The 11406-nt window shown below is 72.6% G+C and carries 10 protein-coding genes; 7 read left to right on the forward strand and 3 right to left on the reverse strand.

The features are described 5' to 3' along the window. Positions 1–5 precede the first annotated feature (5 nt). Positions 6–1043: a TIGR04222 domain-containing membrane protein gene (locus tag OG206_RS06755; RefSeq protein WP_327113253.1), complete on the forward strand. Its 1038-nt coding sequence runs from the start codon at positions 6–8 to the stop codon at positions 1041–1043. Between the two features lie 186 nt (positions 1044–1229). Then, positions 1230–1988: a TIGR04222 domain-containing membrane protein gene (locus tag OG206_RS06760; protein ID WP_327113255.1), complete on the forward strand. Its 759-nt coding sequence runs from the start codon at positions 1230–1232 to the stop codon at positions 1986–1988. Between the two features lie 311 nt (positions 1989–2299). Here the strand turns inward: OG206_RS06760 and hemQ are convergent, their stop codons facing one another. Together hemQ and hemG are read right to left on the reverse strand one after the other, a co-directional pair. After that, positions 2300–3013: a hydrogen peroxide-dependent heme synthase gene (hemQ, locus tag OG206_RS06765; RefSeq protein WP_327113257.1), complete on the reverse strand. Its 714-nt coding sequence runs from the start codon at positions 3011–3013 to the stop codon at positions 2300–2302. Between the two features lie 4 nt (positions 3014–3017). Next, positions 3018–4493, reverse strand: a complete 1476-nt coding sequence (gene hemG, locus OG206_RS06770) for a protoporphyrinogen oxidase (RefSeq protein WP_327113259.1) — start codon at positions 4491–4493, stop codon at positions 3018–3020. Between the two features lie 126 nt (positions 4494–4619). Here hemG and OG206_RS06775 point away from each other — a divergent pair, with 126 nt between their 5' ends. After that, positions 4620–5600 (forward strand): DUF4349 domain-containing protein, encoded by a 981-nt coding sequence (locus OG206_RS06775; protein ID WP_327113261.1) that lies wholly within the window; start codon positions 4620–4622, stop codon positions 5598–5600. 51 nt (positions 5601–5651) lie between these two features. Further along, positions 5652–7040: an FAD-dependent oxidoreductase gene (locus OG206_RS06780; RefSeq protein ID WP_327113263.1), complete on the forward strand. Its 1389-nt coding sequence runs from the start codon at positions 5652–5654 to the stop codon at positions 7038–7040. A 10-nt stretch (positions 7041–7050) separates the two neighbouring features. Here the strand turns inward: OG206_RS06780 and hemE are convergent, their stop codons facing one another. Next, complete coding sequence (gene hemE / locus OG206_RS06785; protein WP_442805808.1) at positions 7051–8160, reverse strand: uroporphyrinogen decarboxylase; 1110 nt, start codon at positions 8158–8160, stop codon at positions 7051–7053. Positions 8161–8252: 92 nt separating this feature from the next. Here hemE and OG206_RS06790 point away from each other — a divergent pair, with 92 nt between their 5' ends. The 3 genes from OG206_RS06790 to OG206_RS06800 all read left to right on the forward strand — a co-directional run bounded on the left by OG206_RS06790 (position 8253) and on the right by OG206_RS06800 (position 11189). Beyond that, positions 8253–8912 (forward strand): DUF3000 domain-containing protein, encoded by a 660-nt coding sequence (locus OG206_RS06790; RefSeq protein ID WP_327113265.1) that lies wholly within the window; start codon positions 8253–8255, stop codon positions 8910–8912. A 219-nt stretch (positions 8913–9131) separates the two neighbouring features. Continuing rightward, positions 9132–9794 carry a helix-turn-helix transcriptional regulator gene (locus OG206_RS06795; protein ID WP_033300087.1) on the forward strand — a complete coding sequence of 221 codons (663 nt, stop codon included), beginning with the start codon at positions 9132–9134 and terminating at the stop codon, positions 9792–9794. Between the two features lie 117 nt (positions 9795–9911). After that, a complete protein-coding gene (locus tag OG206_RS06800; protein WP_327113275.1) occupies positions 9912–11189 on the forward strand; it encodes a ribonuclease D in 1278 nt (425 codons plus the stop codon). The last annotated feature ends 217 nt before the right edge of the window (positions 11190–11406 follow it).

The following is an 11406-nucleotide window of genomic DNA, read 5'->3' on the forward strand; positions in this document are numbered from 1 at the left end:
CCGTCATGAACACACTCGCTCTGCTGCTGACCCTGACCGTCGCCGTCGCCTCGGCCGTCCTGATCGTCACGACGCGCCGCGTCGGCATGCGCGGCAGCGGCAGCGCCGCATACGTCCACGACCTCTCCGAGGAGGCGTTCCTCAGCGGCGGCCCGGCCAGGGTGGTGGACACCGCGCTCACCCGCATGCACGCGGACGGGCGGCTGGCCGTCGGCGGTCCGGGCATCGTCGTGCTCCAGCGGGACGAGGCGCGAGACGCGGTGGAGCGCGCCGTGGTCCAGGAGCTGGCCGCCGCTCCCAGCGGCGCCCTGCACACCCTGCGCGAGGCCGTGATGCGGCACCCCGCGGTGCAGGAGATCGGCGACGGTCTGGCCGCACGGGGCCTGCTGGTCGCACCGGGCGAGAGCCGGACCCGCCGGGGCTGGGCACTGGCCCTGGGTATCGGGTGCATCGTGGGGTTCCCGCTCAGCATCGCCCTGACCGTCGCTCAGTACGCCGTGCAGGAGGGGTACGCCGACGTTCCCTTCCCCTTCGTCGTGAAGGTGCTGCCCGCGCTGCTGACGGGGGCCGTGGTCGGCCTGGCCACCGCGGCGGCGGCCAAGGCGCGGCTCACCAGGGCGGGGCGCCGCGCCGCCGACAGCTACCGGGCGGCCAACGCCCATGTGACGGATCCGGCCCATCTGGTGGCCACCAGGGGGCTGAGCGCACTCCCGGACGCGGAGCTCCAGGGACAGTTGGTGGCCGCTGCCCGGCAACGGCCCGCGGGGCGTTCCTCATCGGTGACGTCGTCCGCCGCATCACCTGCCGCGGCGGCGGCGTTCGTGCCCGTGGTGTGGTGTGCGAGTGCGGGTCCCGGCGGTGGGTGCGGAGGCTCCACGGGCGGGGGCGGTGACTCGGGGACGGGTTCCACGTGCAGCTCGGGGTCGAGCTGCGGGGGCGGCGGGTCGAGCTGCAGCAGCGGGTCGAGCTGCAGTAGCGGGTCGAGCTGCAGTAGCGGGTCGAGTTGCGGTGGTGGCGGGTCCAGCTGCGGTAGCAGCTCCTGACGCAGACAGACGTCCACGCGCCCGGGAGGACGGGTCGTGCGGCGTCACAACGGCGCCGCCGCAGGGCCGGGCGCACGGATACGCCTCCGTCAGGTTTCAGCCACCGATGACGACCTGTGACCACGTTTCGTCCATATCGTGAACAACCCATGGCGCTTCCTTGCAGATTTCGCATACAACTCGGCCATGCTCTGGGTCGTACTTCTTCTCGTCGCATGGGGCGCCGCCGGCGTCTCCTGCATCCGTCTGTGCCTCGTCACCGCGAGCACGGCCCAGCGGCCGACGCCCGTCACGAGGGAGCCCGCGCACCCCGAACTCAACCTGTACGAGACGGCGTTCCTGGCAGGCGGACCTCACAGGGTCGCCGATCTGGCTCTGGTCTCCATGCATCTGCGGCGACGGCTGCTGCTCGCCCACACGGGCTGGGCGACGGTCGTCGATCCTGAGGGGCGGGACGAGGTCGAGCGCACCGTGATCCGTGCGATCGGGCCGGACGGACAGTCCCGCATAGCGCCGATCAGGGCGGCCGCCGCGGCGGCCGACGCCATGCGCGCCCTCGCCGACCGCCTCGTCGCCGCGGGCCTCGCCGTCCCGCACGGCACGCGGACGGACCTCGAATCGGCGGTGCGGGCCGTCCGCGGCACCGCGGTGCTCGTGGTGGCCCTGGCCGCCGCGGCCCTGCTGATCCCCGGTCAGGAGACCTCCCACGCGGGACCGGTGGCGGCATGGTTCGCACTGCCGCTCGTGCTGACCCTGGGATGCCTGGCCATCGCGCGGGTGGAGAACCACCCGTACAGCCCGTGGGCCTCCCCGACGGGCCAGCGGTGGCTGGACTCGCTGCCGGCACCGGCGCAGGGTGTGGACCGCGATCTGCTCGCGGCGGTGGCCGTACGGGGCGTGGGTGCGGTCGAGGACCCGCAGCTGCGGGCGGCCCTGCTGAGCTGAGCGGCACCCGGACCTCACGGCCCGAGCGCGCCCCCGGGGATCCGCTCAACATGACGGAGGGCCGCCCGACCGGGGCGGCCCTCCGTCATGCCCTATTCACGTATACGGTCCGGGACACACCGGCCGGACTCGGCGAGAGGCGGTGGCCCGCGGGGAGGTATGGCTGACTCCCCCGCGGATCACGACGGTTCGCCGGCCGTCGGCCGATGTGTACCCGGTACCGGACCCGGTGTCGCTGGAACGACGGGCGGCGTCACACGCGCCGTTGCCCGCCAACTGATCTTCCGGGTCGGGATGGCCGGAAACGCTGGCTATGCGAGCCCGGTCACCAATTCTGCGACGGACTTCCTGCGCCCCGTGTAGAACGGGACCTCCTCACGGACGTGCAGCCGCGCCTCGGAGGCCCTCAGGTGACGCATGAGGTCGACGATGCGGTACAGCTCGTCGGCCTCGAAGGCGAGGACCCACTCGTAGTCGCCCAGGGAGAAGGAGGCGACCGTGTTGGCGCGCACGTCCGGGTAGCCACGGGCCATCTTGCCGTGGTCCGCGAGCATGCGACGGCGGTCCTCGTCGGGCAGCAGGTACCAGTCGTAGCTGCGCACGAAGGGGTACACGCTGATGTAGTCGCGCGGGGTCTCGTCCGCCAGGAAGGCGGGCACGTGCGACTTGTTGAACTCGGCGGGGCGGTGCAGCGCCATGTTCGACCAGACCGGCTCCAGGGAGCGGCCGAGCTTCGTGCGCCGGAAGAGGTTGTAGGCCTCCTGGAGCTCGTCCGAGGTCTCGGCGTGCCACCAGATCATCAGGTCGGCGTCGGCCCGCAGACCGGACACGTCGTAGGTGCCCCGGACCGTGATGTCCTTGGCCGCGAGCTGGTCGAACAGTTCCTGGACCTCGTCGGCGTAACCGGCGCGGTCGACGGGAAGGACGTCCTTCAGCCTGAAGACGGACCACAGGGTGTAGCGGATGACCTCGTTGAGGTCCTTGGCCTTCTTACCCGCGTTCGGAAGCTTTTCTGGCGCACTCATACGGCTATTGTCCCGCCTCGCTCCGCGTGCCCCGAACCCGGGTGGGGGTCCCGGCGCTCTGCCCCGTGAAGTCCGCCGCGATCTCGTCCGCCGCGCGCTGCCCGCCGGCGATGCAGGCCGGGATCCCGACCCCGTCGTACGCCGCTCCGCACACCCGCAGTCCGGGCAGTTTCGCGACCTCGTCACGGATCCGCGCGACCCGGGTCAGATGGCCCACGGGGTACTGGGGCAGTCCGCCGATCCACCGCGTGACCCCGGTGTCGACGGGCCGGGCGGTCAGCCCGGCCGCTGCCGCGAGATCGCGCAGGGACATGTCGACGAGTTCGGAGTCCTCGCGGTGCAGGTGCTCCTCCTCGCCGTAGCGGCCCACCGACGTACGCAGTACGAAGAGGTCGGGCGCGGAGTCCGCGACCCACCGCCACTTGTTACTGGAGAAGGTCGCGGCCTTGATCGTGCGCCCGTCGACCGGCGGGACGAGGAACCCGGAGCGCCCCCGCAGCGCCTCGGTCCCGGCGACGTCGGAGCGCCGGAAGGCCATGGTGACCAGGGCCATCGAGGCGTACTCGACCGCGGCCAGCTCGACGGAGGCGGCCGGGCACTCGGCGGCGAGGAGGGTGGAGGCGGACCAGGCGGGGGTGGCCAGGACGACGGCGTCGGCGGCGATCACCCCACTGTCCGTGCGCACGTCCCACCCGTCCGCGGTCCGCGTCAGCCCGAGCACCGGGGTGTCCATGAGGATCTCCGCGCCCCCTGCCCGCACGACGTCCGCGACGGCGCCCGGCAGGGTACCGACGCCTCCCTCGATCCCCTGGAAGACGGGCCCGGTCTGCTGCCGGGCCGCGGCGCGTTCCTGGACGCGCAGCACGCCGTCGAGGAGCGGCCCGCCCTCCTTCACGGCCTCGAAGAGCTGCGGCACGGCCGCGCGCATCGAGATCCGGTAGGCGTCGCCCGCGTACACCCCTCCCAGCAGCGGCTCGACGAGCCGGTCCACGACCTCCCGGCCCAGCCGGTCGGCCACGTAGGAGCCGACTGCGACGTCGTCCCCCACGGCCGTCGGGGTGAGGTCTCGCTCCTCGGCGATCCTGGCCAGCCCTTCGGGCGAGAGCAGTTCGCCGAGCGCCGCGGGGTCACCGGGTACGCCCATGACGTGGCCCTTGGGCATCGGGCGCAGAGCGCCCCGCGTCCAGACGGACGCGGTGGCGGTGGCGGGGGGCTGGAGGCGGTCACCGAGTCCGGCCGCGACGGCGAGCCCGACCGCCTCCGGCCGGCGCGCGAGCATCGACTCGGCCCCGAGGTCGACCCGGGTGCCCGCGATCTCCCCGGTCATCAGCTTGCCGCCGACCCGCCCGGTCGCCTCCAGGACCGTGACCCGGAGACCGGAGTCCAGCAGCCGGTGGGCGGCGGCGAGTCCGGCGATGCCGCCGCCGATGACGACGGCGTGGCCCGTACGCGCGGTGTCGCGCTGAAGAGAACGCTGCATGGGTCCACTCTCTCAAACCCCTTCCGAGTCCCGAACGTGACCGCTTCGAAACCACGCGGACGAAACCCGCACAGGGGCCCTCACGTCGAACCGGCACCATCTGAAACGGCCCTGGGGGGACGCATCATGACCATCGAACGCCACACGGACAGTCATCCACCCGTCCATTCCGTCCGCGCCCTCCGGCGCCGCCCGCACGCGCTGGCTGCCGCCGGACTCCTCGCCGTCCTTCTGGCCACCGCCGGGTGCTCATCGGCCGGCGGCGGGGAGTCGCTGGGCGCCGCGTCCGACCAGAAGGCGGCGGCACCCCGCGCCGAGGGCGCCGGTGCGGAGTCCGGGGGGAAGCCCGCCGGCGGCGCCCGCTCCGCACCGAAGCCCGGATCCGCGGTGGCGGTGCACGTCATCCGCACGGCCACGCTCTCCGTCGAGGTGAAGAGCGTGCCGAAGGCGGTCGCGGCGGCCCGCGCCGCCGCGGAGGGGGCCGGTGGCCTCGTCGCGGAGGAGACCACGGAGCGGATCGACGACATGTACGACACCTCGCATCTGGTCCTGCGGGTGCCGCAGGACCGGTACGACGAGGTGCTGACCCGGCTCGCAGGTTCCGGGAAGCTGCGTTCACGCACGTCGAACGCGAAGGACGTCACCGGTCAGGTCGTCGACGTCGACAGCAGGATCGCCACCCAGCGGGCGAGCGTCGCACGGGTCCGTGACCTCATGGACAAGGCCGAGAAGCTCACGGACGTGGTGACTCTGGAGGGTGAACTGAGCAGCCGCCAGGCGGACCTGGAGTCGCTCCTCGCCCAGCAGGCGTCCCTGAAGGACCGCACCTCACTGGCGACCGTCACGCTCGAACTCAACGAGCCCTACGAGGACGCCACGGACCCGGAGGACGAGGACACCGGGTTCATGGACGCGCTGGCGGGCGGCTGGGACGCGTTCGTGACGATGCTGCGGTGGATCGCGGTGGCGATCGGCGCCACGGCTCCCTTCCTTGCCGCCGTGGCGGTCCTGCTGGTGCTGTGGCGGCTCGTGCGGGGACGGCTGCCACGACGCCGCACGACACCGCAGGAGCCCTCGGAAGCCCCGCAGGCCCCGTCGGCCCCGTAAGCGCCGTAGCGTGGGCCCCGGACCTGCACACGGCGGCGAAGGGACCCTGCAATGGCGGCGGAACGACTGGTGGTCGTCGGGGGCGACGCGGCGGGGATGTCCGCCGCGTCGCAGGCCCGCAGGCTCAAGGGGCCGGACGAGCTGAGCATCGTCGCATTCGAGCGCGGGGAGTTCACCTCGTACTCCGCCTGCGGCATCCCGTACTGGGTGAGCGGTGACGTCGAGTCCCGCGACGAGCTCATCGCCCGCAGCCCGGAGGAGCACCGGGACCGTGCCATCGATCTGCGCACCCATACCGAGGTGACGGAGATCGACGTACCGGGGCGCAGGGTCCGCGCGCTGGACCTCGCCCGAGGTGAGTCGTACTGGACGGATTACGACAAGCTCGTGATCGCGACGGGCGCCCGGCCGGTCCGCCCGGACCTGCCGGGCATCGACGCGCCGGGCGTCCACGGCGTGCAGACCCTGGGGGACGGTCAGGCGCTCCTGGACTCGCTGGACCGGGTCACGGAGCGCCGGGCCGTCGTCGTCGGTGCCGGCTACATCGGCGTCGAGATGGCCGAGGCGATGCTCAAGCGCGGCTTCGAGGTGACGGTGCTCAACCGCGGCACCCAGCCCATGGCCACCCTCGACCCGGACATGGGGCGGCTGGTCCACGAGGCGATGGACGGTCTGGGCATCACCACGGTCAACGAGGCCTCGGTCACCGGCATCCTGACCGGTGAGGACGGCCGGGTGAGCGCGGTCGCGACGGACGGGAAGACCTATCCGGCCGACGTGGTCGTGCTCGGCATCGGCGTGGAGCCGGAGACCACCCTGGCGGCCGCGGCCGGTCTGCCCCTGGGCCCGCACGGCGGTCTTCTGACGGATCTTTCGATGCGGGTGGCGGGCCATGACGACATCTGGGCCGGAGGGGACTGCGTCGAGGTGCTCGACCTCGTCGCGCACCGCACCCGCCACATCGCGCTCGGCACCCACGCCAACAAGCACGGCCAGATCATCGGAGCCAACGTGGGCGGCGGCTACGGCACGTTCCCCGGTGTCGTCGGTACGGCGGTCAGCAAGGTCTGCGACCTGGAGATCGCCAGGACCGGGCTGCGCGAGAAGGACGCGCGCGCCGTCGGCCTGCGCTACGTCACGGCGACGATCGAGTCGACGGGCCGGGCGGGCTACTACCCGGGAGCGCAGCCCATGACGGTCAAGATGCTCGCGGAGTACCGCACCGGACGGCTGCTGGGCGTGCAGATCGTGGGCCGCGAGGGGTCGGCGAAGCGGGTGGACGTCGCCGCGGTCGCCCTGACCGCGGGCATGACCGTGGAGGGCATGACCGCGCTCGACCTCGGCTACGCCCCGCCGTTCTCACCGGTCTGGGACCCGGTCCTGGTGGCCGCCCGCAAGACCGTCGCGGCGGTGCGGGCGGCCCTGCGGGACGGGGGCTGAGGGTCGGACCTCAGTGCGCCGTCTGCTCGTGGACGTACTCCACGAGCCGCGTGAGGGCGTCCGGGTCGGTCGTCGGCATGACGCCGTGGCCGAGGTTGAAGATGTGGCCCTCGAGACCCGCGGCGGCGGCGAGCACGTCACGGGTCTTCGCCTCCACCGCCTCGGTCGGCGCGAACAGCACGGCGGGGTCGAGGTTGCCCTGGAGTGCCTTGCCGGGGCCGACCCGGCGGGCACCCTCGTCCATCGGGACACGCCAGTCGACGCCCACGACGTCCGCGCCGGCCTCGCCCATCAGGCCGAGCAGCTCGCCGGTGCCCACACCGAAGTGGATACGCGGGACGCCGTACGACGCGACGGCGTCGAAGACCTTCGCCGAGGCCGGCATCACCGAGCTGCGGTAGTCGGCCGGGGCGAGAGCGCCGACCCAGGAGTCGAAGAGCTGGACCGCGGAGGCGCCCGCCTCGATCTGCACCTTCAGGAACGCGCCGGTGATCTCCGCGAGCCGGTCGAGCAGGTCGGCCCAGAGCTCCGGGTCGCCGTACATCATGGCCTTGGTGCGCTCGTGGTTGCGGGACGGGCCGCCCTCCACGAGATAGCTGGCCAGCGTGAACGGAGCACCGGCGAAGCCGATGAGCGGCGTCGCACCGAGTTCGGCGGTGAGCATGCCGATGGCCGCGGTGACGTACGGGACGTCCTCGGGGGTGAGGTCACGCAGCCGGGCCAGGTCGGCGCGGGTGCGGATCGGCTCCGCGATCACCGGGCCGATGCCCGGCTTGATGTCGAGGTCGATGCCGATCGCCTTGAGCGGTACGACGATGTCGCTGAAGTAGATCGCGGCGTCGACCTTGTGGCGGCGCACGGGCTGCAGGGTGATCTCGGTGACCAGCTCCGGCATCATGCAGGAGTCGAGCATCGCGATGCCCTCGCGGACCTTCAGGTACTCGGGCAGTGACCGCCCCGCCTGACGCATGAACCAGACCGGCGTGTGGGGCACCGGTTCGCGTCGGCACGCCTTGAGGAAGGCCGACTCGTGGGTGGCGGGGGTCGTCTGCAGGCCCGAGGACGGGCCCTCCCCTGATCGGACGGAGCTGAGCTCTGAGGGAAGGTCGTTGACACTCACACACAGAATCTTCGCACGGAGCGGCAATGAGCCGGACGCCGCATGGGTGTCCCTCCCTGCACGGGGCTCCGGTTCCGCCTACTCTTCCCCGCATGGCTCCGGCTCAGGGACAATTTTCCGATCATTCCGATGGCACCGGCGGCGAGGGGGGTGCGGAGGGCGAATCAGTCCCGGTCGCGTTCCGGTCCGCGGTCGACGCTCTGCGTTCGGCCCGTCTGCGCACCGAACTCGAGATCGAGCCCACGCGGCCGCCGAAGCGGCTCGCCCCTTACGCGTACGCCCTGGAGGCCGCGGTCGTGGACGGCGAGGAGGATCTCGCCGACGGCCGCCTCGTGCTGCTGCACGATCCGTCCGGGCACGACGCCTGGCAGGGCACGTTCCGGTTGGTGACGCTGGTGCGGGCGGAGCTGGAGCCCGAGATGGCCGCCGACCCGCTGCTGCCCGAGGTGTGCTGGACCTGGCTGACCGGCGCCCTGGACGCCCGGGGGCTGTCGTACGGCGAGGCCGGCGGCACGGTGACCCGCGCCGGGTCGCACTACTTCGGCGCGCTCTCCGCGCGGCGTCCGGCGACACAGATCGAGATCCGGGCGTCGTGGACGCCTCGCGAGGGGCGCGGCGGGGTGCCGGACATGGCGGCCCACCTGGTCGCGTGGGGCGATCTGCTCTGCCAGCTCGCGGGCCTGCCGCCGTCGGGCACGGCCGACGCGGCGGTGGTGAACCTCCCCCAGCGCCGGGGCCCCCAGGTCTCATAACGCTCCGTCACTTTCCCGGAGAGCCGGTCGCACAGGGACCGGCTCTCTTTTCGTACAATCGATCGCGCGTCCTATTTGCCCGAATTGTTACGCATGAAATCGTGATCTTCCCCTAAAGGAGGACGCGCCTGCTGCCGAAGAGGTCAATGACCCTTCAAGCACGGTTCGCCCCGGCTTCATCCCCGAGCCGGCCCGTCCCGCCACTCCCCAGGAGGCCTGGTGTCCGTTCTCCTCGAGCAGCCCGCAAGCCTGGTCGCCTACCGCCCGAACAAGCCGACGGCCATGGTCGTCGTGGCCGACCCGCGCGTCCGTTCCACCGTCACCCGCCATCTGTGGGCCCTCGGAGTTCGTGACGTCATCGAGGCGTCGTCCATCGCGGAGGCCCGCCCCCGCGTCGGCAACCCGCGCGACATCTGCGTTGCCGACGTCCACCTGCCCGACGGTTCCGGGCTGACCCTGCTGTCCGAGACCCGAGCCGCCGGCTGGCCGAACGGCCTCGCCCTGTCCGCCGCCGATGACATCGGCGCGGTACGCAACGCCCTCGCGGGCGGCGTGAAGGGCTACGTCGTCACCGGCACCCGTACCAACATCGGCCATCCCACCCGTCCCGGTGTCGCCCCGATCGGCGCGAACGCCGCCCGGATGCACCGCAGGCCTCCCGGTTCCCCGAGCCACCCGGGCGGCTACCGCGAACTGTCCGGCCGTGAGGTGGAGGTGCTCCGCCTGGTCGCCGAGGGCCAGTCCAACAAGGCCATCGGCGTCTCGATGGGCCTCTCCGCCCTCACGGTCAAGAGCCACCTCGCCCGCATCGCCCGCAAGCTCGGCACCGGAGACCGCGCCGGAATGGTCGCCGTGGCCCTGCGGACGGGCATCATCCACTGACCCCCTCGCCCCGCCGGTACCTGCGCGGATGCACATCCGGCCGGTTTACGCGCATGGTCGCCCGTCGACGGAACGTTCCGTCGACGGGCGACGCGCATACACAGATACCCTTGGCATGTGACCGACGCCCAAGAGACCGCAGCAGACACCTCACTGCGAACCACCGGGGGCGCCCCCCCGGACGACGTCGCCCCGGCGCCGATCCCCTTGCTCGAACCGCGCGAGGGCATTCCCCCGGTGGTGGCGACCGACGACGCACTGGCGCGGGTCGTCGCGGCCTTCGCCGCGGGCACGGGTCCCGTCGCCGTCGACGCGGAGCGTGCCTCCGGCTACCGCTACGGCCAGCGCGCCTATCTCGTGCAGCTGCGCCGTGAGGGCGCCGGGAGTGCGCTGATCGACCCGGTCGGCTGCCCCGACCTGTCCGGTCTCGGCGAGGCCCTCACCGGGACCGAGTGGATCCTGCACGCCGCGACGCAGGACCTGCCCTGCCTGCGCGACATAGGCATGACCCCGACCTCGCTCTTCGACACCGAGCTCGCGGGCCGGCTGGCGGGATTCCCGCGCGTCGGACTGGGCGCGATAGTGGAGAACGTCCTCGGCTACGCCCTGGAGAAGGGCCACTCGGCGGTCGACTGGTCCACCCGCCCGCTGCCGGAGCCCTGGCTGCGCTACGCCGCGCTCGACGTCGAACTCCTGGTCGATCTGCGCAACGCCCTGGAGAAGGAGCTGGACCGGCAGGGCAAGCTCGGATGGGCCCTGGAGGAGTTCGCGGCCATCGCGTCGGCGCCGCCCGCTCCCCCGCGCAAGGACCCGTGGCGCCGGACCTCCGGCATGCACAAGGTGCGCCGCCGCCGTCAGATCGCGGTCGTACGGGAGCTGTGGACCGCCCGTGACCAGGTGGCGCAGCGCCGTGACATCTCGCCCGGCAAGGTGCTCGGGGACGCCGCGATCATCGAGGCGGCGCTGGCGCTGCCGGTGAACGTCCAGGCGCTCACCGCCCTGCCCGGCTTCGGGCACCGCATGGGCCGGCGTCAGCTGGAGCAGTGGCAGGCGGCCGTCGACCGGGCCAAGGCACTGCCGGAGATCGAGCTGCCCCAGCCGGGCCAGCACCCCGCGGGACCGCCGCCGCCCCGCTCGTGGGCGGACAAGGACCCGGCCGCCGCGGCACGCCTCTCGGCGGCCCGTGCCGCGGTGTCGGAGCTCGCGGAGCGGCTGCACATGCCGCAGGAGAACCTGATCACCCCCGACACGGTGCGCCGGGTCTGCTGGGAGCCGCCGAAGGCCCTGACACCGGACGCGGTCGAGGCGGCGCTGGCCGGCCACGGCGCGCGCCGCTGGCAGATCGAACAGGTCGGTCCTCTGCTGCTGCGGGCCCTCGACTCGGACGCCGCCTGACATCCGCGGAACCGCGGACGCCCCCCTGCCGGACCGGCAGGGGGGCGTCCGCGTGTCGGGGCGGCACGGGGGCAGGTCCCATCGACGAGGATCGAATTCACGCCAGTTACCCGGCCTCGCCGGGCCGCCGGCGCCGCCCCCCGCACGTGTGACGTTCGCCGCTCCGGCGGTGGGGGGTGGGCAGTCTGGTTACCCGCAAGTAGCATGAGGGGCGTGG

Source organism: Streptomyces sp. NBC_01341 (assembly GCF_035946055.1).
Lineage (GTDB): Bacteria > Actinomycetota > Actinomycetes > Streptomycetales > Streptomycetaceae > Streptomyces.

Excerpts from the sequence above, each read along its gene's own strand:
- OG206_RS06755 (WP_327113253.1), top strand. The coding sequence starts at position 6 with ATGAACACACTCGCTCTGCTGCTGACCCTGACCGTCGCCGTCGCCTCG.
- OG206_RS06760 (WP_327113255.1), top strand. The coding sequence starts at position 1,230 with ATGCTCTGGGTCGTACTTCTTCTCGTCGCATGGGGCGCCGCCGGCGTC.
- hemQ (WP_327113257.1), bottom strand. The coding sequence starts at position 3,013 with ATGAGTGCGCCAGAAAAGCTTCCGAACGCGGGTAAGAAGGCCAAGGAC.
- hemG (WP_327113259.1), bottom strand. The coding sequence starts at position 4,493 with ATGCAGCGTTCTCTTCAGCGCGACACCGCGCGTACGGGCCACGCCGTC.
- OG206_RS06775 (WP_327113261.1), top strand. The coding sequence starts at position 4,620 with ATGACCATCGAACGCCACACGGACAGTCATCCACCCGTCCATTCCGTC.
- OG206_RS06780 (WP_327113263.1), top strand. The coding sequence starts at position 5,652 with ATGGCGGCGGAACGACTGGTGGTCGTCGGGGGCGACGCGGCGGGGATG.
- OG206_RS06790 (WP_327113265.1), top strand. The coding sequence starts at position 8,253 with ATGGCTCCGGCTCAGGGACAATTTTCCGATCATTCCGATGGCACCGGC.